Source organism: Lebetimonas sp. JH292, assembly GCF_000523275.1.
Taxonomy (GTDB): domain Bacteria; phylum Campylobacterota; class Campylobacteria; order Campylobacterales; family Nautiliaceae; genus Lebetimonas.
In genome coordinates this window covers 453,771-477,303 of sequence record NZ_ATHQ01000001.1, presented here as the reverse complement: position 1 = coordinate 477,303, position 23,533 = coordinate 453,771, and the positions used below count along the sequence as shown (strand labels likewise).

Here is a 23,533-nt window from a genome sequence, read left to right as displayed (position 1 = left end):
TATTTCAGTTTTATAAAATCAAAAACCGGTATTAAAACTACTGAAATAAACAAGAGTGAGAAAAAGTTTTGGAAAATAACATTACAGAGAATAATGAAACATTCAAAAACAGTGTGAGCGAAAAAACAATAGAGAAAATTATTGAAGATATTGATTCAAATGTTTCTTTAAATACGGCCGGAATAAAAAGCCAAAGAATACAACATAACAATTATTCCAAATGAAAAAGTATGGTTCAGGGCGATAAACATAGACAATAATAAAAGTGTTGAATATCTTACAACCAATCCTAAAATATTAAAGGGAAATTATTATATTAAATTCGGGCATGGAAATTTAACTATTATTTATAATGATAAAAACATTACGCCGAATACAAAAAAAATTCTCAGGATTCTTTTAAAAAACGGAAAATTTGAATATTTGAAAAAACCTAATGAGTATGAAAAATGAAAAAACTTATTTTTTTAATAGGAATTGTTTTATTAGCAAAAAATATGTATATTGTCAATTTAATAGGTGAGAGAGAATACAAAAATTATGAAAAACTTTTAAACAGTATTGACACTAATTTATCCCTGAAAGACACGGTAAAAAAACTTGAAAATCTGGGACTTGTAAATCTTTTTTTCGATAAACCGGAAATTATAAATACCGAGTTTGATTTTAAAAACAGCAATCCTGTTTTGGAAGCTAAAATTTTATATAAAACACTGAATTTAATAGGGTATTATTATTTTTACCCTTCACATATTTCCTTAATAAACGGAAATTATACTTTAAATATAGAAATGAAAACCAATCATTATATAAATCCCCTGATTTTTATAAACACTGTTGAAAATTTTGGGTGTGAAGTGAAAAATATAATAAAAAACAGAAATATTATATAGACTGTGAAAATGCTTATCTGCCGGCTTTTCCTTTAACAGGCGAAGAAAAAAAACTTATTAATGCAAAAGGAGAATACTGGGTAAACCCGAACGGATTTAAAAAAATAAAAATAGTTACTTCAAAATTTGACAATTGGTATCCTTATATTGTTTTTATATAATTTCATATAAAAAAACATTTAAAAATATGGCGGTAGATATACCCGAATATACGGCGTATATAAAAATAAAAGACAATTTTTCGAAAATCAATTTTAAAAGAGGTATCTTAATTAAAGGAATAAAATGAATCATTTTGAAAGAATAGAAAGACTTCCAAATTATATTTTTGCAGTAATTAATGAACTTAAACTTCAAGCAAGAAGAGCAGGTGAAGATATTATCGATTTTTCTATGGGAAATCCTGATGGTCCTACTCCAAAACCGATTGTTGATAAACTTGTTGAAGCGGCAAGAAAGCCTAAAAATCACAGATATTCAGTCAGTAAAGGTATTTATAAGCTTAGAGAAGCCGTCTGTAACTGGTATGCAAGAAGATATAATGTGACCCTTAATCCCGAAACAGAAGCTGTTGTGACAATGGGTAGCAAAGAAGGTTATGTCCATTTGACTCAGGCCGTTACAAACGTGGGGGATGTGGCCATTGTGCCCGATCCTACATATCCTATCCATTCATATGCCTTTATGCTTGCTGGGGCAAGTGTCAGAAAAGTAAAACTTACATATAATAAAGAGTATGAATTAAATGAAGATGATTTTTTTGCCCAGTTGAAACAGGCCATGATAGAATCAGTGCCTAAACCTAAATTTTTGGTTTTAAATTTTCCACATAATCCCACAACGGTAACTGTAAATAAAGATTTTTGGCAAAAAGCGGTTGATTTTGCAAAAAGTGAAGGGCTTTATATTATAAGTGATATTGCATATGCGGATATTACGTTTGACGGATATAAAACACCGTCTGTTTTTGAAGCCAGTGGGGCTAAAGAAGTTGCGGTTGAGAGTTTTACTCTTTCTAAAAGCTATAACATGGCGGGATGGAGAGTAGGTTTTATGGTTGGAAATCCTGTGCTTATAGGTGCTCTTCAAAAATATAAATCATGGGTTGATTATGGAACTTTTACTCCCATACAGGTTGCTGCAACTGTAGCACTGAGAGATTATACACATTTGGTCAAAGATGTGGTTGAAACATATAAAAAAAGAAGGGAAGTTTTGATTGAAAGTTTTGCAAATGCGGGATGGGAGATAGAAAAACCGAGAGCCACAATGTTTGTTTGGGCAAAAATCCCTGAAATTGCAAGGCATTTAGGAAGTTTAGAGTTTTCCAAAAGGCTTTTAACCGAAGCCCATATTGCGGTTAGCCCTGGAATAGGATTTGGGGCTTACGGGGATGAATATGTAAGAATTGCTTTAATTGAAAATGAAAAAAGAATCCGTCAGGCCGCTATTTAAAGGAAAGTGATGGTTAAAATCGGGATAGTGGGTCTTGGAACTGTCGGAAGCAGTGTTGTTAAGGTTTTGACATAATAACATCAAGGGCAGGGAAAGAAATAATTCCCGTAAGGGAGATGTTGATATTGAACTTACCGATGATTATAAAAAAGTTACAAGAGACAGCGAAATAGATATAGTGGTTGAACTTATGGGCGGCGTTGACGGCGCTTATGAGGTAGTAAAAGATGCCTTAAAACATAATAAGGCGGTTGTCAGCGCAAACAAGGCTCTTTTAGCATATCACAGATTCGAGCTTCAGAAACTGGCTAAAACACCGTTTGAATATGAAGCAAGTGTGGCAGGCGGAATCCCTATAATTAAAGCATTAAGAGACGGGCTCAGTGCAAATCATATTGATGAAATTCAGGGTATTATAAACGGTACTTGCAATTATATTTTAACCGAAATGAAAAAAGGCAGGGATTATCAGGAAGTTTTAAAAGAAGCCCAGAAGCTTGGCTATGCAGAAGCCGACCCCACTTTTGACGTCGGCGGTTTTGACACTGCTCATAAACTTTTAATCCTGGCAAGTATTGCCTATAATATTGATGCAAAACCGGAAGATATTTTAATCGAGGGAATAGAAAATATAAATTTAACAGATATTGAATTTGCCAGGGAATTTGATTATGAAATAAAACTTCTCGGAATTGCCAAAAAAATAGATAACGAAGTGGAACTAAGAGTTCATCCGACACTTATTCCAAAAAATAAAATGATTGCAAAGGTTGAGGGTGTTATGAACGCCGTCAGTGTAATAGGCGATGTTGTAGGAGAAAGCGTATATTACGGTCCCGGAGCCGGAGGAAATGCAACTGCGAGTGCTGTAATCAGTGATATAATAGAAATTGTCAGAGGCCAAAACAAACCTATGCTCGGATACAAAAGACCTCTTGAAGTGGAAAGACTGAGTCTCAAAATTTCAGATAATATCGAAACCAAATACTATTTAAGAATTGCAGTAAACGATAAAATAGGGGTTCTTGAAAAAATTGCGCATATTTTGGCAAAAAACGATATTTCAATTGAAAGTTTTCTCCTTTTTGCAACCCATAAGTCTCTTGAAAAAAATATAAAAAAAGCAGTGGCCGAAATAGAAAAAGAAGAATTTGTATTAAAACCGATTAATTATATCAGAATAGAAGAATGATAAATAAACTGAGAAAAATCTTTCTTTTTTTTAACGTAAAAGACGAACTTTTAAAAGAAATTGCCTCTTTTTGCTTAATAAAAAAGTATACTAAAAATGAAATAATATTTTTTGAAGGGGAAAAAAGAAATAAATTTTTTGCAATAATAAAAGGTCATATTTTAATGTATGATTCAAATGAAAAAGGGGATGTTATACCTAAAAACCAGTTTGGCTGCGGAGATGTTTTCGGGCTTATTTCTCAGATACAAAACAGGCCTTACTGTCTTAGCGCAGTAGCTCAAAGCGAAAGTGATTTGATAGAAATAGATTTTTCAAATTTTTCAAAATATATTTCAAATCCCCCTTTTAGCGACAGAATTATAAAAATGCTCAGTAACCAGATTTTACAGGAAGTGAAATTTAATAAACTTCAAAAATATGATGCCACAAAAAGGGTTATTTTGAAAAGATATATGCTGGCAAAAGAACTCGGCATGAGCCCGGAGACTCTCAGCAGAATTTTAAGCAGGCTTAAAAATGACGGAATTATATGTTATTGTGAAAAATCAATAAAAGTAACGGATAAAGAAAAATTAAGGGATATTATAAATGGTAGTGTTTCATATACACAGTGATTATTCGCTTTTACATTCAACCATCAAAATAAAAGAGCTTGTTAAAAAAGCAAAAGAGTATGGATACAAGGCTCTTGGGATAACAGAACTTGATAATATGTTCAGCGCAATCGAATTTTATGAAGAATGCAAGAAATTTGAAATAAAACCGATTATAGGAAGCGAAGTAATTATAAAAAGAGATGATGTTTTTTCAAGAATGATTCTGCTTAAAACCGGCTATAATAATTTGATGTATTTAAGCTCAATTGCCTATTTGTATTATTATAAAAAAGTTCCTTTTATCCCTTTTGAAGAACTAATTAAAAATCAGCAGGGACTTATTACAGTTTTTCCGATGATGGAGAGTGAAATAGGTTTTCATCTGAATCTGTTTGATGAAGATAATGTTTTAAAGGGTGCCGGCGGATTGAAAAAGGCAAAGGAAATTATAAAAATTTATAAAAACAGTTTAAATGAAATTTTTTTGGAAATAAGACGTGATTCTTTTAAAGAAAGAGTTGTTGAAAATGATTTTTTAACCATTTCAAATGAATTTGATATACCTATTCTTGCAAGCAGTAATATTTTTTATCTTCAAAAAGGGGATTATATCTATAAAGACGCACTTGAATGCATAGAAAACAATAAACTTTTTGACGATTTGCACAGAAAATTCGAAATAAGAGAAAATTATTTTCCTTTCCCTGAGGAATTTGAAAAAAAATTTGCCGATTTACCGGAGGCTATTGAAAATACGGACAGACTGGCCGAGGGTATTAATCTGGAAATTCCTCTTGGAAATCCTACACCTCCTACATTTAAATTTACAAAAGAATATGCTTCCAAAGAAGGGTTAAATTTTGAAAAGGATGTGGAATATTTTGAATATAAATGCCGTGAAGGTTTAAAAGAAAGATTGAAACAGATTCCAAAAGAGTTGCATAAAAAATATGAAGATAGGCTTGAATATGAAATTGACAAAAAAATGAAATTTCCCGGTTATATGCTGATTGTCTGGGATTTTGTAAGAGAGGCCAAAAGAAGAAAAATTCCTGTGGGTCCCGGAAGGGGAAGTGCGGCCGGAAGTCTGGTTGCATATTCGCTTAAAATAACAAATTTAGACCCCATAAGGTATCAGCTTTTGTTTGAGAGGTTTTTAAACCCTCAGAGGGTTTCAATGCCGGATATCGATATGGATTTCTGTCAGGAAAGAAGAGGGGAGATTATCGAATATGTAAGGGAAAAATACGGCAAGGTAAATGTGGCCCAGGTGGTAACTTTCGGTTCACTTCTTGCAAAAGGAGTGCTCCGGGATGTTGCAAGAATTTTTGGAATAAAATATGACGAAGCGGATAAATTTGTAAAACTTATTCCGGACCAGCTCGGTATCACGCTTGACAAAGCCCTTGATATTGAACCTAAAATAAAAGATATTATTACAGAAGAACCGTTATATAACAGATTATATTCTTTCGGAAGAAAGCTTGAAGGTTTAAAAAGAAATACGGGTATGCATGCCGCCGGAGTGGTAATCAGCGATGAAGAATTATGGAAAAAGTCCCCTTTATACAGACCCTCAGAAAATGATGATACGATTGTAACGCAGTATTCACTGAATTATCTTGAGCCTGTGGATTTGATTAAATTCGACTTTTTAGGATTAAAAACGTTGACGGTAATAGAGCGGGCTGTTAAAAATATAAAAATGAATAAAAACACAAATGTGGATATAGATAATTTAGATCTGGAAGATAAAAGTATTTTTCAATTAATCCAATCGGGTAAAACTTTGGGTCTGTTTCAGATAGAATCGGACGGTATGAGGGATTTGGCAAAAAGATTAAAACCTACTACATTTGAAGATATTATAGCTATGCTTGCCCTTTACCGCCCCGGACCAATGGAGAGCGGAATGCTTGATGATTATATAGAAAGAAAACACGGAAAATGATGAATTCGAAACAGCCCTAAAGCCTATTTTGGAACCTACATACGGTGTTATTGTTTATCAGGAACAGGTTATGCAGATAGTTCAGGCAATAGGCGGATTCAGTTTGGGGGAAGCGGATATCATAAGAAGGGCGATGGGAAAGAAAAAAGCGGATGTTATGGCCAAATATTCGGAAGAATTTGCAACCCGTGCAGCCCAGAGGGGTTTTTCTTATGAAAATGCCAAAAATCTGTTTAATTTAATAGAAAAATTTGCAGGTTACGGATTTAACAAATCACATTCAGCCGCTTACGCATATATTACATACCAGACTTCTTTTTTAAAAGCATATTATCCCGCAGAATTTTTTGCGGCACTTTTAACCTATGAAGCGGATAATACCGATAAAATTGCTAAATATATAGAAGAGGCCAAATCACTTAATATAGAGATTCTACCTCCCAATGTAAATAAATCAAATGCCGAGTTTACCCCTACAGGTGAAAAAATTTTATTTGGGCTCAGTGCGATAAAAGGGGTCGGCAGCAAAGCTATTGAAAGTATTACTCAAAACAGGCCGTTTAGTGATTTAAATGACTTTATTTTAAAAATCGATACAGGCAAAGTAAATAAAAAAGTGCTTGAACAGCTTGTGAAATCAGGGGCAATGGATGATTTCGGTTATTCAAGAAAAGCCCTTTTAAATGCAATTGAAGATATGTTGGAATATAAAAAAAGGGTGCAGGAGAGAAAAAATGCCATGCATCATGCAAATTCATTATTTGCCGATATGGAAGATGATGAAGTTGAAGAAAAATTGGAAATTCCAAAATTAGCCGAATTTGATATTAAAACACTTCTTGAATGCGAATATGAAACACTTGGATTTTATGTATCGGCACATCCTCTTGACCCTTTTAAAAAAGAAATAGAAAAACTTGATTATAACCTCTCAAGCGATATAGAGGAAATTATAGGAAAAGAAGCGCTTTTTGTAGGTAAAATTGATACTATGAAAGTTAGAATTTCAAAAAGAGGCAATAAATTTGCAATTGCAACTTTAATGGATTTTCACGGTAAAATAGATATTATGATATTTGAAAGGGATTTAGAACATCTTGAAAAATTAAATCTTGATGAACCTTTGGCAATTAAGGCAAACGTGGATAAGGTTGCCGATTATTTAAGAATTACCTGTAAAAAAATTCTTCCATTAAAAGAAGCGGAAAATGAAAAAGGTGCAAAAAAAGAACAGATATGTGTTATAGAAAAGGAAATTGGTAAAAATTATGAGGAAGATTTGATAAAAATTTATAATGAAATTACAAAAAATCCGGGAGAAAAAAGAGCTGTTTTACTTTTAAAAACCCCTTTTGGATTCAGTTTAAAAGTAAATACAAATCTAAGGATATCAATTAATTAAATTAATTCTTTTATCTTTTCTTTAAAATTACATAAAAACATTGGAAATTCAGCATCGACTTTGCTTGAATCCACATATTCTTTAAAAAAAGTATCTATATCTATTCCTTTTTGCATTCCAAGTGAAAAACCTTTAAACATCTCTTTAAGTTTTGGAGAATCAATAAGTTCGATTAAATTTTCGCAGTAGCTTATCCCCTCCTCATACATTTTTTCTTTATAATATCCGATAATATTATCAAACAGTGTAACTAAAGCAAATAATTCTTCTTCGTTGGAAACATCAAACTTTTCATTGTTTGTCATTTTTTGTTGATAAAATAAAAAGCTTTCGTTAAAAGCTTTTTCAAATTCTTCCCGGGCTTTTTGGATATCGTTTTTGCTTAAGGCGTTTCTGAATTCTATATAATGTGTTTTTACTGACATATTTGTCCTTTTTTTGAAATTTTAACATTTTATTTGCTTTTTTTTTCAAACAGTGTTATAATGTCACTGCAAAATTTAATTTTAGGACGTTCACATGAAAACACTTTACGTAGGAAACATTAACTATCAAGCAACTGAAGAAGATTTAAAACCTCTATTCGCAGAATATGGGGAAGTAGTTTCAGTTAAGATTATTAATGACAGAGAAACAGGTAGAAGCAAAGGATTTGGATTCGTTGAAATGGAAAGCGGAGCCGACACAGCAGTAGAAGAACTTGACGGCAAAGAATTCCAAGGTAGAAGACTTAGAGTAAACGAAGCTAGACCAAGAGCTCCAAGAGGAGAATAATTTCTTCTCTTTAATACCTTAAAGAAAAAGTGTCTGTCACTATATTGGTAGCATGTAAAATCTTTTTTTATTTTTGATTAAATTTTATTTGCTTAATATCTGTTTTTGATTTTCTGAAAAATTAACAATCATAATAATATTAAAATTGATAATTATTCTGACAATTTCGCAATGGGTGAATAGTGAGTCGTGAAAAGTTATTAGTAATTTATAATTAGTAACTGTTCAATAATTGTAAAATTATTTATGGGGATTGGCATAATTATTTCTCTATGTTATATTATTTTTATATTTATATTTTTCAAAAATTTGTAAAAGAATGTTAATTTTTGGTAAAATGTTAAAAAATTAAAAGGAGAAATAATGGCATTATTTGATGAAGTAAAAGAAGTAATAGTTGAGCAGTTAAATGTAAGCCCAGAAGAAGTTAAACCGGAAGCGAGATTCGTAGAAGATTTGGGTGCTGACAGCTTAGACGTAGTTGAAATGATTATGGCTTTGGAAGAAAAATTCGAAATTGAAATTCCGGACAGCGAAGCTGAAAAAATCCAGACTGTCCAAGACGTAGTTGATTATATAGAAAAAGCTAAAAACTCTTAATTTCCCCTCTCTTTTTGAGAGTGGTAAGTAATAAATAAATTTTTTATTTATTACCTACTACTTTAAAAGGATGTCTATGAGAATAGTTGTAACTGGTATAGGAATGATAAATTCGGTTGGTTTAAACAAAAATGAGAGTTTTGATAATATAATTTCCGGAAAAACAGGTGTTGGGAGAATTACGCATTTTGACCCTGACGGTTATGCTTCTCAGGTTGCAGGGGAAGTTAAAGGATTCGATCCTAAAACCATAATGAATCCGAAAGATGTAAAAAAAGCTGACAGGTTTATTCATTTTGGACTTGCCGCTGCCAAAGAGGCCATGGCCGACAGCGGGCTTGAAAGTTATAATGAGAATAGATTCGGTGTGAGTGCGGCAAGCGGAATAGGTGGACTTCCGGTGATTGAAAAAGCGAGTGTTATTGTAGAAACGAGGGGTCCAAGAAGGATTTCCCCGTTTTTTATTCCAAGTGCACTTGTTAATATGCTTGGTGGATTTGTTTCCATTGAATATAAATTAAAAGGTCCAAATCTCGCAAATGTAACCGCTTGTGCGGCGGGAACCCATGCCATTACTCAGGCTGTTAAAACAATGAAAGCCGGAATGGCAGATAAAATGATGGTTGTTGCAGGCGAAGCCTGTATATGTCCTGTCGGGGTAGGCGGATTTTCAGCAATGAAAGCGCTTTCAACAAGAAATGATGAACCGGAAAAATCATCACGTCCGTTTGATGCACAAAGAGACGGTTTTGTAATGGGTGAAGGCGGAGCTTGTTTAATATTGGAAAAATATGAAGATGCAATTGAAAGAGGCGCTAAAATATATGCAGAAATTATGGGAATAGGGGAAAGTGCAGATGCAAATCATATCACCACTCCCGCCCCCGGGGGGGAAGGTGCATACAGGGCCATGAAAATGGCTTATGAAATGGCGGGAGAGCCAAAAGTAGATTATATCAATGCTCACGGAACTTCTACTAAATATAATGATTTATATGAAACAATGGCTATTAAAGCATTGTTTGGAGGAAAAGAAAAATGTCCTCCGGTTAGTTCAACAAAAGGCGCCACAGGCCATTGTTTAGGAGCTGCGGGAACAATAGAAGCTGTTATTACGCTTATGGCAATGGAAAAAAACATTTTACCTCCTACTATTAATTATGAAGAACCGGATCCGGAATGTGATTTGGATTACGTACCTAATGTGGCAAGAGAAGGCGAAATTAATGTAGCTATGAGCAATTCTTTTGGATTTGGCGGAACAAACGGCGTTGTAATTTTTAAAAAGGTATAATTTGGCAAGTTTGGATTTTGGAAGAGATTAAATCTCAAATAGATATTTCAAAAATAAAAGGCGATATACATGCAGCCGAAACACTTGAAAAAGATTTAAAAAAAGAGATAGAAAACCTAACTCCATATCAAAAGCTTCAACTTGCCCGTCATCCTGACAGACCTCATGCTGAGGATATAATAAATCTTATTATGAATGAAAAATACGAACTTCACGGAGACAGGGAATTTAGAGACGACCCGGCAATTGTATGTTATATCGGTAAAATCGATGATGTTGAATGTGTGGTAATAGGAGAAGAAAAAGGTAGAAATACAAAAGAAAAAATAACAAGAAATTTTGGTATGCCTCATCCAGAAGGATACAGAAAGGCTCTCAGGGTCGCAAAATTAGCTGAAAAATTTAATTTACCTATACTTTTTTTAATAGATACTCCAGGGGCATTTCCTGGTATCGGGGCAGAAGAGAGAGGACAAAGCGAAGCAATTGCAAAAAATTTATTTGAACTCAGCAGAATTAAAACACCTACCGTTTCTATTGTTATAGGGGAAGGCGGAAGCGGAGGTGCACTCGCTATAGGTGTGGCGGACAAATTTGCAATGCTTAAATATTCAGTTTTTAGCGTAATATCTCCGGAAGGATGTGCAGCAATTTTGTGGGGTGACGGAAGCAAAGCAGAAACAGCTACAAAAGCACTTAAAATTTCTGCCGAAGAACTTAAAAAATCAGGGCTTATAGACGATATTATTGATGAACCTATTGAGGGAGCTCATAGGGATTATAAAACTGCCGCTGATAATATAAAGGAATATTTTCTCAAAAATATAAAAAATTTGAGAGAACTTTCAAGTGACGAATTATTACAACAAAGATTTGAAAAATATTTAAACTACGGTTCTTTTGAAATATCTGCCAAATAATAATAAAAAACAAGGATTAAAAAATGAGAAAATTAATGTTAAATGTTTTAACTTTCGGTTGCCAATAATATTAATTTACAGATAAGTAATTCAACTGTTGCAATAGGCGCAGAAAGCGGAATAATAGACAATAATATAAAAGCCAGGGCGCAGTTTATATATAACGATAATTCTAATAAACACAATTTTTTTTCGGCAGGTGTTAAAGCCGAAGGAAATTTAATAGGTATGGAATATCAAAATATCAAATTTTCTGTAATAATAGATGCAGTCCATACTAAAAATAATACCGCAATACCTGTGGGGATAGGAATTTTTACGTATTTACCCAATGTTTCTTTGCCAATATATGTAAAAGCAGAAGGTGAATACGCTCCAAAAATATTAAGTTTTGACGAAGCCGACAGATTTAGCAGAATAGATGCGCAAATCGGATATTTTCCAATAGATAATGCCCAAATTTTTCTTGGTTATAGAGATATAAGTTTTAATCAAAATTATAACAGCTCTATTTATGGAGGAATAGGTTACAATTTTTAAGAAGATGGAATTAATCCTCCCATCTTCTTCTAAAACCGAACCCCCTTCCGTAGCCACGGCCCAATCCTCTGCCTCTGCATCCGTAACCACGTCCAAATCCGGCTCCTCTTCCGTATCCGTATCCTCTTTGTTCATCTCTTTCATCAAATACTCTGTTTCCAAAACCTCTTCCGTAACCATATCCTCTGCCGTATCCAAAACCTCTGCCGTATCCAAAACCTCTTCCATATCCTCTTTCAAATTCTCTCATATCTTCCTCCTTAATTTGATTTAATGCGTTTTCAATATTTTTTTCATCTGTTTGATAAGGTATAATCCCGACTCTGTCAAGATTTAATTCCATACCTTCGCCAAATTCATGTGATACTAGGACATTGACTCCGGCTTCTGCTAAAAAAGGCGGTATAATTCTGCCTGTTCCAAGGCCTCTTTCGCCTTCTTTTGTCCCTTTTAAATCAATATGTTCTTCCTGAATTGTTTTCATTACAGGGTTTTCAATATATGTTCTTTCCCCTGTATTTGTATCTACAATCAAGAAACCTTTACAAAGTCCAATATGACTTGCTATAGTTTCTTTATTGTTTGTTGGAAATGCTATTTTCATTTTTCACTCCTTAAAAGTTTTCTATTTCTATCGCCTTGCCTTCAAGTAATGCAGAAGCTATTTTTTTTCTTGCATTGTTTAAAATTCTGCTGAATGTCGGTCTGGAAATTTCCATCTCTTTTGCCGCATCTTCCTGATACATTTCATTATAATCGGCAAGTCTGATGGCTTCAATTTCATCTCTGGATAAATTAATATATTCCAAATTATGTCCCGGCATTCCGCACGGTTTAAAACAGTTATGATGAAATTTACCTCTTATTCTTCTTCTTCTGATTTTTTTAGGCAATTTAAATCCTTTAGAACATATGTTCAATATAATTATAATACTTTTTTGAACATATGTCAAGAAAAATTATTTAGATTTGTTGATTCTTTTTAATTCTTTAGCTAAATATTTAGCCGTATAACTGATATCCTGATATTTTTCTATTATTTCTTTTATTGTCCCGGCTGCTATTACTTTTCCTCCTTTGCTTCCCCCCTCAGGTCCCATATCTATTATATAATCTGCATTTTTTATAAAATCAAGATTATGCTCGATTACAATGACACTGTTTCCTAAATCTACCAAGTGTGATAAAACTTTCATTAAATTATCTATATCCGCAAAATGTAAACCGGTTGTGGGTTCATCCAGAATATAAAGGGTGTTTCCGGTATCTCTTCTGCTTAATTCTTTTGCCAATTTTATTCTCTGTGCTTCTCCGCCGCTTAGTGTTGTGGCGTTTTGTCCAAGGGTTATATATCCAAGCCCTACATCTTTGAGAGTCTTTAGTTTTTGTTTGATTTTAGGAATTTTTTCAAAAAATTCATAAGCCTCATCCACACTCATTTCAAGTATATCCGCAATGGATTTTCCCCTGTATTTAATTTCAAGTGTCTGATCGTTGTATCTTTTGCCTTTGCATGCTTCACAGGTTACCATTATATCGGGTAAAAAATGCATTTCTATTTTTATCTGTCCCTCACCCTTACAAACTTCACATCTTCCGCCTTTTACATTGAAACTGAATCTGCCCGGAGTGTAACCGCGTAGCTTGGCTTCGGGAGTTGAGGAAAAAAGTGCCCTTATATCATCAAAAACACCCGTATAAGTGGCGGGATTGCTTCTTGGTGTTCTGCCTATCGGGCTTTGGTCAAGATATATGACTTTATCAAGCTGTTCGATGCCTTTTATTTCCACTCCTTTTACTTTTTGTATCTTTTTTGCATGATTTAATATTTCTTTTGCCACAGGAAGAAGTGTCTGAAGTATAAGAGAACTTTTCCCGCTGCCGCTTACACCTGTAACACATACAAGGTTCCTTAAAGGAATTTTAGTATTTAAATTTTTAATATTGTGTATATTGACATTTTTAATTTTTAGCCATTCATTTTGGGGGCGGTTTTTTTGATAATTTATATCTTTTTCATATCTTAAATACTGTGCTGTTAATGTATTGCTTTTTATAAGTTTGTCCGCATTTCCCGCAAAAATAACTTCTCCTCCGTTTTTTCCGGCATTTGGACCTATATCTACGATGAAATCCGCATTTAAAATTGTTTCTCTGTCATGCTCGACCACAATTACGGTATTACCCCTGTCTCTTAAGTTTTTCAGTGTATTTATGAGTTTTAAAGTATCTCTTTCGTGAAGTCCGATGCTTGGCTCATCCAATACATACAGCACCCCTGTCAGCCCGCTTCCTATCTGGCTGGCTATTCTTATTCTCTGGCTTTCGCCACCGCTTATTGTTCTTGCGTCCCTGCTCAGTGTTAAATATCCAAGTCCAACATCCACTAAAAAAAATAACCTTTCTTTTATCTCTTTTAAAATAGGTTCGGATATTTTTTTATCTTTGTTGGATAAATATTCAAAATTTTTTTTATTGCTGAAAAATTTATATGCTTCCTCTATCGGCATAGAAATAATCTCAGCAATTGTTTTTCCGGCTACTTTTACCGCTATGCTTTCCGGTTTTAATCTGTATCCAAGGCATACCGGACAAGTGCTTTCGCTCATTATTTCGCTTATATCGTCTTTGTAGGTATCGAGCGCTATTTGTCTGAGTCCGGGCCATGGTTTGGAAATGGTGTGTTTTGCGTAAATAAATGTAATGTCATAAGCGGTGCCGTTTAAAATTAATTTTTTTTGAAGCTCGTCAAGTTCGTAAAAACTTTTATTCATATCTATTCCCACTTCTTTGCAAAACGCTTTAAAAAACTCCTGGTAATATTTTTTGTTAAAACCCCATATCAGTGGAATTGCACCTTTGTTTAAAGGTCTGTCTTTTATTACTTTTTCAATATCGAGTGAATAAACAACACCCAGTCCGTCGCATTTTGGACATGCACCTTTGGGGGAGTTGAAAGAAAAAGAAGTAGGCTCAAGCTCTTCAAAACTGACTTTACATTTAAAACATGCCTTATGCTCGCTGTAGTGAATAAAATCTTTTTCCATCCCTAATTCTTTGGCGTTAAGTATTTCTATTTCGACTTCCCCGAAACTTTTATTCAAAGCTTTTTCCACCGCTTCGGCTATTCTTGCTTTGTTTTCTTCTTTTATGATAACCCTGTCTATTACCGCTTTTATTGTATGTTTTAAGTTCAACTTCCTCATCAAGCCTGATGAGAACTCCGTCTATATAAGCCCTGATTATCCCTTCTTTCCTCAATTTTTCTATTAATTATTGGGGCGTAAATTATAAGTTTTGCCCCTTTTGGTAATTTTAAAATTTCGTTAATGATGTCCTGGGGAGTCATTTTGGTTATTTTTTCACCGCATATATGACAGTGCTGAATTCCTATTCTTGCATATAAAAGCCTCAGATAATCATAAATTTCCGTAACAGTTCCCACGGTTGAGCGCGGATTTTTTGAAGTTGTCTTTTGGTCTATTGCAATAGCCGGGGTGAGCCCTTCTATTTTATCCACATCCGGTTTTCCCGCCTGTTCCAAAAACTGTCTTGCATAAGAGCTTAAACTCTCGATATATCTTCTTTGGCCCTCGGCATAGAGAGTGTCAAATGCAAGAGTTGATTTTCCGCTTCCGGAGAGACCTGTAAAAACTATGAGCTTGTTTTTAGGTATTTCTAAATTTATATTTTTTAAATTGTTTTCCCTGGCACCTATAACTTTTATTTTATCCATTAATCTCCTTTTAAATATGGTGAGTAGTGAATTGTGAGCCCGCCCGGCCGCTTGCAAAGCGGCAGGGTAGTGAGTAGTGAATTATGAATTATTAAAATTTATAAATTACTCATCTCAAAACTCATAATTCATAACTCATAATTCATAACTCATAATTTAAAATTATCCAAGCTCTATGCTCCATACGGCAAATAAAAATACAAACATTTCAGTGGCATACAGTTTCCATTTCGGCTGTGTTTTATAAAGCTGGTCTTTTATTTCAATATATTCAGAATATGTAAGCGTAGAAAACATTCTTTTTATCACCGTATCGAGATAATCATCCTTATCGTCTGTTTTGAGCGAAATAAATATATGTCTGTATATCATAAAAGTTTCTAATGTTGCAAGTATGATTAACGCAATGTCTATTTTGTGTAACAATGTCATTTCTATAATTATAATTTCAAATATATAAAAAATAATTATATATCCCAAAATAGGATTATGGTTTTTTAAATAATAAAGTGCAAAAAGTTTATCGGACGCACTTTTTATTTTAAAGCTTTCCAAAATATAAATTCTAAAAACAATAAGTAAAAAAACTATAATTTCCGCTACTAATTTAATATCCATTAAAATCCTTAAAAATAAAGTTTATATATCATAGAAACAAATACTCCTATATACCAGATTAAGAGTAATTTTTTATGATGTTTGGGATGAAGCGTATGATATGCTTTTATACCAAAAAAAGTACCGATTAAGCTTGCAATACCTATTGAAAATCCGACTTTATAATCAATATGGCCGGCGAGGGACTGTGAAATAAATCCCGAAACGGAAGAAAATACCACAAAAAAGAGACTAAGACTTACTGTTGTTTTTAATTTGTATTTTAAAAAACCTACAAGTATCGGGGTTATTAAAATAGCCCCTCCCACCCCTACGCTTATTGCTATCGTTCCAACTAATATTCCTATAAAAAAAAGTTTTTTATTGTCTATCGGAGGCTCGTGCTGAGGCTCTTCGACGGTTATAAAAAACCTGATTATCGCAATAAAAACAAGCGTCAAAAAAATTATACCCAAAATTTCTTTGGGCGTATATTTTACTATAATACCGCTGAGCATTGCCCCGAGTGCACCTCCTAATCCAAGGGAGATACCGTTTTTTATTTTAAGAAGGCCTTTTTTGTAATTAAGATAACTTCCAAAAATAGAGCTCATCATCATTTGGGTAACACTGATTCCTATTGCTTCTTTTAATTCAAATCCCAAAAATAAAAGAGCGGGTACCAAAATAGTCCCTCCGCCAATTCCAAAAAATCCGCTTGCAAAGCCTGTAAATATTCCTATTAGGATAGCACTTATCAAAATCATCCTTTTTTTGATAAAATTATATCCAAAAGGGAAAGATATGATTGAAATTATAAAAGAAGCCGTAAAAAACTATTTAAATTCGCTAAACACTGAATTTGATGAATGTGGCGGAGAAAAAATAAACGGATTTGTCAGTAAAATAGAAATTGACGGGTATAAAAAAGCGGATATTTATATAGTTGTTCCTGCCGAAAAGCTTGATATGGTTTCTTTATATTGGTTCGGAGATAAAAACTACGACCCGAAAGATTTAACTAATGAAATTGCAAATCTAATAGTGGGAAATGCCAAAATTATTGCCCAAAAGAAAAAAATAAATTTTAATATATCCACCCCTGAGTTTTTAGGAAAATTTAATAAAAATATTAAATATGACGATGTGTTGGCGTTTAAATACAAAACGGTATGTTTTTATATTCTGTTTAAGGAAAAATAATGCAAAATCCAAATGAAGAGAGAATTTATGAATTAATTCCGGATTACGGCCATTTATTAGATACCGAGGTTTTGTTTGAAAGTGATTTGGGAAGAGTGGAAATGAGTTTAAGGGAAATATTAAACCTTCAAAAAGGCAGTGTAATAGATTTAAACAAACCTGCAGGGGAAAGCGCCGAAGTTTATATAAACGGCAGGATAATAGGAAAAGGCGAAGTGATGGTTTATGAAAAAAATCTTGCCATAAGAATAAATGAGGTTTTGGATGCGAATTCTTTGGTATATTATCTGACAAAGGAAAAATAGTGAAGAAAATAATTATTTTATTTTTGGCGTGTTTAATTTATAGTGCAAACCTGATTGATGTTAATTTTTTTGAAAACAAAAATAAATTGGATATTCTTTTTTCCCTTGATTCCAAATTCGACGGCAAAATTATAAAACTTGCACAAAACAGATTTTTAATAAAAAATATAAAAACCGATAATGCAGTAGAAAAAAATTTTAATAATTTTTTTGTAAAATCCGTTATTATAACTCCGGTAAAAAATTCTGTTGAAGTGGAAATAGCTTCAAAAAATAAGTATAATGTAAATGTGGCGCTTACGCCGGACGGTTACGGAATAAGGTTTAGAATTCAGTCTTTAAAACCTCTCCAGACAAATCTGCCCACGATGCCAAAAGAAAATTTTTCTTTTACGAGGTATATTGTTGTAGTTACAATTTTAATAATTTTGGCTATAATCCTGCTTTATTTAAAAAAAAGAGGGTTTTCGTCGAAATTACCGGCTTTAAAAAATGATATGAAAGTTCTTTCACAAAAATTTATTGATGCCAAAAACAAAGTTGTTTTGTTTGAATATCAAAATAAAAAATATTTGATGCTTATCGGGAACACCAATATACTTTTGGATGTTTTTGAGAAAAATTTCAAAGCCCCGAAAAATGAAGCTGAATTTGATGAAATGTTAAAACTAAATAATAAAATTAATGATATAGAAAATTATGTAAGAAATGCAGACAATATAAAGGAGTTAGATGAAACAATTTGATTGTATAGTTGTCGGCGGAGGGCATGCGGGAATAGAAGCTGCCGCAGCTGCGGCAAAAATGGGTAAAAGGACCCTTCTTTTAAGTATGCTTGTAGAGCAGATTGGAGCTCCAAGCTGTAATCCGGCAATAGGAGGACTTGCAAAAGGGCATCTTGTTAAAGAAATAGACGCACTTGGAGGGCTTATGCCTCTTGCCACCGACAATGCCGGAATTCAGTTTAGAATTTTAAATGAAAACAGAGGCCCCGCTGTCAGGGGAAGCAGAGCCCAGATTGATATGGACAGATACAGAATATGGATGAGAATCGCCCTACTTAATACGCCCAATCTTGAAATAGCCCAGGAAATTGTGGATGAAATAATAGTAAAAGACGGGAAAGTCGCAGGTGTTAAAACAAATTTATTAAATGTTTATAAGACAAAAACGCTGATTCTAACCACCGGAACGTTTATGAGGGGGATAATGCATTTCGGTCCTGTAAAACTCGAAGGGGGCCGATTTCATGAACTTCCTGCAAAAAAAATATCAAAATCACTTGAAAATCTGGGTTTTAAACTGGAAAGGTTAAAAACAGGGACTACTGCAAGAATTGATGCAAGAAGTATCGATTTTTCTAAAATGGAACTGCAAGAAGGCGATAAAAATCCAAAACCGTTTTCATTCAGAACAGACAAAAAAACATTTCATCCCGAGCAGCTCCCATGTTACATAACATATACAAATGAAACAACACACGATATTATTAAAAGCAATTTCTATAGAGCCCCTCTTTTTACCGGCCAGATTGAAGGAATAGGGCCAAGGTATTGCCCCAGTATTGAGGATAAACTGAATAAATTTCCGGATAAAGAACGACACCATGTATTTATAGAGCCTCAGACAAGAGAGGCAACCGAATATTATTTAAACGGTCTTTCAACTTCTCTTCCTATGGATGTGCAGGATGCGTTTATCCATTCAATTTTGGGACTTGAAAATGCAAAAATAGTAAGATACGGCTATGCCATAGAGTATGACTTTATTCAGCCTACAAATCTTAAGCATTCTTTGGAAACAAAAGAGATTGAAGGACTGTTTTTTGCCGGGCAAATTAACGGAACTACCGGTTATGAAGAGGCGGCGGCGCAGGGAATAATGGCCGGAATTAACGCTGCGCTTAAAGTTGAAGATAAAGAGCCTGTGATTTTTAGAAGAGATGAGGCATATATCGGTGTATTGATAGATGATTTGGTTACAAAAGGAACAAATGAACCTTACAGAATGTTTACAAGCAGGAGTGAATACAGGCTGCTTTTAAGAGAAGATAACGCAATGCTAAGACTCGCAGATTACGGATATGAGCTTGGCCTTCTTGATGAGAAAACATATGAGAAGGTATTAAAACTCAGAGAAGAAAAAAAGAAACGCCCAAAAATATTAAATGAAACATTCGTGACTCCAAACAAAGAAATAAATACAAAACTTGAAAGCCTTGGAGAAGAGAAAATACAAAATAAAATGGAAATAAGAAAAATAGTCGCAAGGCATACGTTTACAAAAGAAAAACTTCTTAACATGTTTCCTGAGTTCTCATCTTTAAGTGATGACGCACTCGGGCAAATTTTGATTCAGGCAAGATATCATCATTATATCCAAAGGCAAAAAGCACAGATTGATAAAATGAAAGAAATGCTAAAAGTTAAAATTCCGGAAGATTTTGAATACAGGGGGATTCCGGGGCTCAGCCGCGAAATAGTTGAAAAACTTGAAAAACACAGACCCGTTACTCTTTTTCAGGCAAGTGAAATAAGCGGGGTTACTCCCGCCGCTATCGATATAATACATATGTATATTAATATGAGGAAAAGAAAATGAATTATATTTATGTTTATACGGCAGATGGAAAAAAATTTGAAAGAATTGATAAAGCCGCTTTAATAGCTAATAATTTGGACGAATTTGTATTTGGGGTAAATGATATTGAAGCAATAGCATATTTAAAAGAAAAATATAATTTTAAAGCTATGAATGTAGATGCTGTTATTGATATTTTAAATGTCTGCGGCGTAGATGATAATATATATTTATGCACGCCCGAGGATAAAACTGTAATTAAGGCAAATTTTAAAAATATTAAGGAGTTTTGCAATGAATAATAAAGAAAAACCGTTTAATTTCTGGCTTTTTATGATAGGTATTTTTATAGCGCTTTTGGTTTTAACATCTATTGTAATCGGAGTTCCTTATCTTCTTTCAAAATAATAGAAAATTTACTTCCTTTTTTCTTTTCGCTTTGGATTTTTAATTTAAAATTATGCATATCAAGAATTTTTTTTGTTATATAAAGCCCCAGCCCCAGTGAATTATCCCAGTCGTTTTTTGCAATTCTGTAAAATTTCTGTGTTATTAAATCTATTTTGTTTTTTTCTATGCCTATTCCTTTGTCTGTTATTTCTAAAAAATTTTCATTTAAATCTATAATAACTTTCTCTTTAGAATATTTCAGGGCGTTTGAAATAAGGTTTGAAACGGCAATATCTATCAGATTTTTATCTGCTTTTATTATTACAGGCTTTAAATTTAAAATCAGCCTTTCTTCATCAAATGATTTTATCAGTTCTTTTATTAAATTGTCTAATTTTACTTCTTTAAAATTAGGTTTTAATTTTTGATTTTCTATTTTTGTAACTAAATATAACCTGTCTATTAAATTTGTAAGTCTGAGTGAGTTTTTATGTATTTTTTCGAGAAATTTTTGATTTGTGTTTTCATCAAGTCTGTTGTTTAAGATAGTTTCGATATAACCGTTGATTATTGATATGGGATTTTTAAATTCGTGTGAAATTGCTGAAATGATATCGTCTTTAAATTCATTTGCTTTTTTCAGTTTTTTATTTTCAAGTTCTGATTTTTTTAATTTTCTTTTTAGATTTTCTATCTCTTTTTTTTCGCTTTTACAAAAAAAACTTTTTAATTTTTACTTTTAATTTTTTCATTATACATTATCCATTTTATATTATTTTATTATGTATCCGATTCCTCTTTTAGATTCGATTAAATTGATTTTATGGTTTAATCTGTTAATGGAGACATTTACGCTTTTTTCATTTATTTCTAAAAGTTCAGCTATTTCATCTTTGGAAATTACTCTTTTTGGATTTTCAAAAAATACTTTTAACAGTTTAAATTCTGATTTTGTTAAATCGACTGTTTCATTATCTATCAGTAAATTTTTATTTATTAAATCGAGTTTGTAATTTTTATATAATAAGACATTGCTCTCTTTATTGTATCTTTTTAAAACGGCTTTAATTCTTGCAATCATCTCTTTTATGGAAAACGGTTTTTTAATATAGTCATCCGCACCCTTTTCAAAGCCCTCCAATACATCTTCTTCAGCTGTTTTTGCGGTTAAAAAAATAACGGGAATATTAAATCCCTCGTCTTTTAAATTTTTAACAAATTCGCTTCCTTCAATATCCGGCAAATTTCTGTCCATTATTAAAAGGTCAGGATTTTCCTCTATAATAAAATCTCTTACTTTCTTTGTATTTAAAAATCCGACTGCGTCAAATCCAGCTTTTATTAAATTAAATTCCAATAAATCCAGTAAATCTTCTTCATCTTCGATTAAGGCAATTTTTATCAAAAATCCATTCCTTCTTTTGCAAAAAGCAGATATTTTGTAATTGTTTTTACGCTGTCTGTAATTCTTTCAAGTCTTTTTGCAACATTCATAATTTTTAAAATTTCATCTATATTTTCTTTTGATTTTATCTCTTTAAACAGTTCTTTGTATATTTCATCTGCAATTTTTTCCTGGGAAATAATTGTTGAATATGCGTCTTCAATTGTATCCCCTTTTATGGCAAGTTTAAGCATTTCAAGCGATGTTATGGCACTTTGGTGAAGTGCGTCGATTTTTTTGTTTTGAAAATCGTATTTTTTAATAAAATATTTGATTGAGCGTTTTATTTTATTTAAAAAAGGGGTGATTTTAAGTATTGCTATCGCTTCTCGTAAAAACTCACCCTGCGGATGGAGAAGGGCAATGAATTTTATAACTTCGTCATCAAGGTCTTTCAGGTCAATAAGGAAAAAATCATCTTTTATCTCTTTTTCTTTAAGTGTGGTGCTTAAAATTTCAACTGTTTTTTCAAATAATTTTTCTATTTTATTTAGTTCTTTTTCAAATTTTGAAAGCATTTTAAATCCTTTGTTGTATATTTATGTATAATTATATAATAATGTAAAAAAAATTTTGTTATCAAAATGTTATTTTATTTTTTTATAATTTCAAGACAAAAAAAATTAAGGAGAGAGAATGTTAAAAAAATTGGCTTTTGGAGTAGTACTTGGTGCAAGCGCATTTGCATGGACAATTAACGGAACAGGTTCATCATTTCAATATCCGGTAAACAAAGCGTGGATAAAAGGTTTTTATTCTGAAACTTCAAACAGGGTAAACTATACCGCAACAGGAAGCGGGACTGGTATTAAAGAAATAGAGGTAAGACATGTCGATTTTGGCGGAACAGACAAACCTTTGACTCCTAGGACATTGAGAAAATATCATTTGGCACAGTTTCCTACTGTAATAGGGGGAATTACACTTGCGTACAATATTCCTGGTGTTCACAGTTTAAAACTAAGTGAAATTGCAATAGAGGGTATAGCTCTTGGAAGCATTCAATACTGGGACAATCCTTGGATAGCAAAATACAATCCGAATGAAAAACTTCCTCATAAAAAAATCATTTTTGTTCACAGAAGTGACAAATCAGGAACAACTTTTAACTTTACATATTATTTAAGTAAATTAAGTACAACTTGGTTTCATCATTTCGGTGTTCACAAAGCAGTTAACTGGCCTACAGACGCACAGGGTAGAGGTGTCGCAGGAAAAGGAAACTTCGGTGTAAGCACTGCTATTAAAACAAATCCTTATTCTGTAGGTTATGTTGATTATGCAGATGCTGTTAAAAACGGGTTAAATTTGGCAGAAGTTCAGGGAAAAGATGGGGCATTTTATGCGGCAACTCCGGCAAATTTTGCAAAAGGTGCGGCTTACGGAGGATTTTCACTTAAAAATGATTTCTTTAAATTGATTGCTTATCCTAAAAAAGGTTATCCAATATTAGCTCCTACATTTGTTTTAGTTCATTATGATGATGCAAAAACAGCTAAAAGGGTTACATCATTTTTCTCTTATGCATACGATCATGACGAAGTTGCTTCTAAACTTGGATATATTCCACTTCCAAGCAATGTAAAAGCATTGGTTAAAAAATATTGGGTTGAAAAAGGAATTTCTCCGGAAAAATAAAAAAAGGACTTTAAATCCTT

Annotated in this window: 27 protein-coding genes and 1 pseudogene; 19 read left to right on the top strand and 9 right to left on the bottom strand. The window is 32.9% G+C overall.

Going from position 1 to position 23,533, the window contains the following annotated elements; translation table 11 throughout:
* Window positions 1-68: 68 nt before the first annotated feature.
* The 7 genes from DZ64_RS12225 (at window position 69) to DZ64_RS13705 (ending at window position 7,492) form a co-directional block, all read left to right on the top strand.
* Window positions 69-224: a hypothetical protein gene (locus tag DZ64_RS12225; protein ID WP_156922600.1), complete on the top strand. Its 156-nt coding sequence runs from the start codon at window positions 69-71 to the stop codon at window positions 222-224.
* Between the two features lie 225 nt (window positions 225-449).
* Window positions 450-893 (top strand): hypothetical protein, encoded by a 444-nt coding sequence (locus DZ64_RS0102860; RefSeq protein WP_024789359.1) that lies wholly within the window; start codon window positions 450-452, stop codon window positions 891-893.
* Window positions 894-1,178: 285 nt separating this feature from the next.
* Window positions 1,179-2,348, top strand: coding sequence for an LL-diaminopimelate aminotransferase (locus tag DZ64_RS10535; protein WP_035003071.1), 1,170 nt, complete (start codon window positions 1,179-1,181; stop codon window positions 2,346-2,348).
* A 79-nt stretch (window positions 2,349-2,427) separates the two neighbouring features.
* Window positions 2,428-3,540: a homoserine dehydrogenase gene (locus tag DZ64_RS10530; RefSeq protein WP_369792105.1), complete on the top strand. Its 1,113-nt coding sequence runs from the start codon at window positions 2,428-2,430 to the stop codon at window positions 3,538-3,540.
* A complete protein-coding gene (locus DZ64_RS0102835; protein WP_024789358.1) occupies window positions 3,537-4,157 on the top strand; it encodes a Crp/Fnr family transcriptional regulator in 621 nt (206 codons plus the stop codon). The genes DZ64_RS10530 and DZ64_RS0102835 overlap by 4 nt, the downstream gene beginning before the upstream one ends.
* Window positions 4,132-6,090, top strand: a complete 1,959-nt coding sequence (gene dnaE, locus DZ64_RS13710; RefSeq protein WP_255327513.1) for a DNA polymerase III subunit alpha — start codon at window positions 4,132-4,134, stop codon at window positions 6,088-6,090. Before DZ64_RS0102835 ends, dnaE begins: the two co-directional genes overlap by 26 nt.
* Before the next feature lie 28 nt (window positions 6,091-6,118).
* Window positions 6,119-7,492: a hypothetical protein gene (locus DZ64_RS13705; RefSeq protein WP_255327512.1), complete on the top strand. Its 1,374-nt coding sequence runs from the start codon at window positions 6,119-6,121 to the stop codon at window positions 7,490-7,492.
* Here DZ64_RS13705 and DZ64_RS0102825 read toward each other — a convergent pair.
* A complete protein-coding gene (locus DZ64_RS0102825) occupies window positions 7,489-7,917 on the bottom strand; it encodes a DNA polymerase III subunit alpha (RefSeq protein ID WP_024789357.1) in 429 nt (142 codons plus the stop codon). The genes DZ64_RS13705 and DZ64_RS0102825 overlap by 4 nt on opposite strands.
* 94 nt (window positions 7,918-8,011) lie before the next feature.
* On the opposite strand from DZ64_RS0102825, the gene DZ64_RS0102820 reads away from it, so the two are divergent.
* The 5 genes from DZ64_RS0102820 to DZ64_RS11360 all read left to right on the top strand — a co-directional run bounded on the left by DZ64_RS0102820 (window position 8,012) and on the right by DZ64_RS11360 (window position 11,620).
* Complete coding sequence (locus DZ64_RS0102820) at window positions 8,012-8,266, top strand: RNA-binding protein (RefSeq protein WP_024787134.1); 255 nt, start codon at window positions 8,012-8,014, stop codon at window positions 8,264-8,266.
* 363 nt (window positions 8,267-8,629) lie between these two features.
* Window positions 8,630-8,866, top strand: coding sequence for an acyl carrier protein (gene acpP / locus DZ64_RS0102815; protein WP_024787133.1), 237 nt, complete (start codon window positions 8,630-8,632; stop codon window positions 8,864-8,866).
* A 76-nt stretch (window positions 8,867-8,942) separates the two neighbouring features.
* Window positions 8,943-10,160 (top strand): beta-ketoacyl-ACP synthase II, encoded by a 1,218-nt coding sequence (locus DZ64_RS0102810; RefSeq protein WP_024789356.1) that lies wholly within the window; start codon window positions 8,943-8,945, stop codon window positions 10,158-10,160.
* Window positions 10,161-10,177: 17 nt separating this feature from the next.
* Window positions 10,178-11,080 (top strand): acetyl-CoA carboxylase carboxyl transferase subunit alpha, encoded by a 903-nt coding sequence (gene accA / locus DZ64_RS0102805; protein WP_024789355.1) that lies wholly within the window; start codon window positions 10,178-10,180, stop codon window positions 11,078-11,080.
* A 69-nt stretch (window positions 11,081-11,149) separates the two neighbouring features.
* Window positions 11,150-11,620, top strand: a complete 471-nt coding sequence (locus DZ64_RS11360) for a hypothetical protein (protein WP_156922599.1) — start codon at window positions 11,150-11,152, stop codon at window positions 11,618-11,620.
* A 10-nt stretch (window positions 11,621-11,630) separates the two neighbouring features.
* On the opposite strand, the gene DZ64_RS0102795 is transcribed toward DZ64_RS11360, so the two are convergent.
* The 5 genes and pseudogenes from DZ64_RS0102795 to DZ64_RS0102775 form a co-directional block, all read right to left on the bottom strand.
* Window positions 11,631-12,224 (bottom strand): NifB/NifX family molybdenum-iron cluster-binding protein, encoded by a 594-nt coding sequence (locus DZ64_RS0102795; protein ID WP_024789354.1) that lies wholly within the window; start codon window positions 12,222-12,224, stop codon window positions 11,631-11,633.
* Window positions 12,225-12,234: 10 nt separating this feature from the next.
* Entirely contained in the window at window positions 12,235-12,513 is a 279-nt protein-coding gene (locus tag DZ64_RS0102790) for a DUF134 domain-containing protein (RefSeq protein WP_024789353.1), read from the bottom strand.
* 66 nt (window positions 12,514-12,579) lie between these two features.
* A pseudogene (gene uvrA, locus DZ64_RS10515) lies at window positions 12,580-15,356 on the bottom strand (excinuclease ABC subunit UvrA).
* A 162-nt stretch (window positions 15,357-15,518) separates the two neighbouring features.
* Window positions 15,519-15,974 carry a hypothetical protein gene (locus tag DZ64_RS0102780; RefSeq protein ID WP_024789352.1) on the bottom strand — a complete coding sequence of 152 codons (456 nt, stop codon included), beginning with the start codon at window positions 15,972-15,974 and terminating at the stop codon, window positions 15,519-15,521.
* A gap of 8 nt (window positions 15,975-15,982) precedes the next feature.
* Entirely contained in the window at window positions 15,983-16,714 is a 732-nt protein-coding gene (locus DZ64_RS0102775; RefSeq protein ID WP_024789351.1) for a sulfite exporter TauE/SafE family protein, read from the bottom strand.
* Between the two features lie 43 nt (window positions 16,715-16,757).
* Between DZ64_RS0102775 and DZ64_RS0102770 the strand changes: the two genes are divergently transcribed.
* The 6 genes from DZ64_RS0102770 to DZ64_RS0102745 are packed head-to-tail and all read left to right on the top strand — an operon-like array spanning window position 16,758 to window position 20,449.
* Complete coding sequence (locus tag DZ64_RS0102770) at window positions 16,758-17,156, top strand: hypothetical protein (protein ID WP_024789350.1); 399 nt, start codon at window positions 16,758-16,760, stop codon at window positions 17,154-17,156.
* Entirely contained in the window at window positions 17,156-17,461 is a 306-nt protein-coding gene (gene fliN, locus DZ64_RS0102765; protein WP_024787125.1) for a flagellar motor switch protein FliN, read from the top strand. Before DZ64_RS0102770 ends, fliN begins: the two co-directional genes overlap by 1 nt.
* Window positions 17,461-18,207 (top strand): flagellar biosynthetic protein FliO, encoded by a 747-nt coding sequence (locus DZ64_RS0102760; RefSeq protein WP_024789349.1) that lies wholly within the window; start codon window positions 17,461-17,463, stop codon window positions 18,205-18,207. The genes fliN and DZ64_RS0102760 overlap by 1 nt, the downstream gene beginning before the upstream one ends.
* Window positions 18,194-20,062, top strand: a complete 1,869-nt coding sequence (gene mnmG / locus DZ64_RS0102755; RefSeq protein WP_024789348.1) for a tRNA uridine-5-carboxymethylaminomethyl(34) synthesis enzyme MnmG — start codon at window positions 18,194-18,196, stop codon at window positions 20,060-20,062. Before DZ64_RS0102760 ends, mnmG begins: the two co-directional genes overlap by 14 nt.
* Entirely contained in the window at window positions 20,059-20,343 is a 285-nt protein-coding gene (locus DZ64_RS0102750) for a hypothetical protein (protein WP_024789347.1), read from the top strand. The genes mnmG and DZ64_RS0102750 overlap by 4 nt, the downstream gene beginning before the upstream one ends.
* Window positions 20,336-20,449 (top strand): hypothetical protein, encoded by a 114-nt coding sequence (locus tag DZ64_RS0102745; RefSeq protein ID WP_024787121.1) that lies wholly within the window; start codon window positions 20,336-20,338, stop codon window positions 20,447-20,449. The genes DZ64_RS0102750 and DZ64_RS0102745 overlap by 8 nt, the downstream gene beginning before the upstream one ends.
* Here DZ64_RS0102745 and DZ64_RS11745 read toward each other — a convergent pair.
* The 3 genes from DZ64_RS11745 to DZ64_RS0102730 form a co-directional block, all read right to left on the bottom strand.
* The gene (locus DZ64_RS11745) at window positions 20,412-21,041 is read right to left on the bottom strand and encodes a sensor histidine kinase KdpD (protein ID WP_255327534.1); all 630 of its coding nucleotides are present in this window, start codon (window positions 21,039-21,041) and stop codon (window positions 20,412-20,414) included. The genes DZ64_RS0102745 and DZ64_RS11745 overlap by 38 nt on opposite strands.
* Window positions 21,042-21,203: 162 nt before the next feature.
* Window positions 21,204-21,836 (bottom strand): response regulator transcription factor, encoded by a 633-nt coding sequence (locus tag DZ64_RS0102735; RefSeq protein ID WP_024789345.1) that lies wholly within the window; start codon window positions 21,834-21,836, stop codon window positions 21,204-21,206.
* Complete coding sequence (locus DZ64_RS0102730) at window positions 21,833-22,393, bottom strand: PhoU domain-containing protein (RefSeq protein ID WP_024789344.1); 561 nt, start codon at window positions 22,391-22,393, stop codon at window positions 21,833-21,835. Before DZ64_RS0102730 ends, DZ64_RS0102735 begins: the two co-directional genes overlap by 4 nt.
* Window positions 22,394-22,511: 118 nt before the next feature.
* Between DZ64_RS0102730 and pstS the strand changes: the two genes are divergently transcribed.
* Window positions 22,512-23,513 (top strand): phosphate ABC transporter substrate-binding protein PstS, encoded by a 1,002-nt coding sequence (gene pstS / locus DZ64_RS0102725; RefSeq protein WP_024789343.1) that lies wholly within the window; start codon window positions 22,512-22,514, stop codon window positions 23,511-23,513.
* Window positions 23,514-23,533 lie beyond the last annotated feature (20 nt).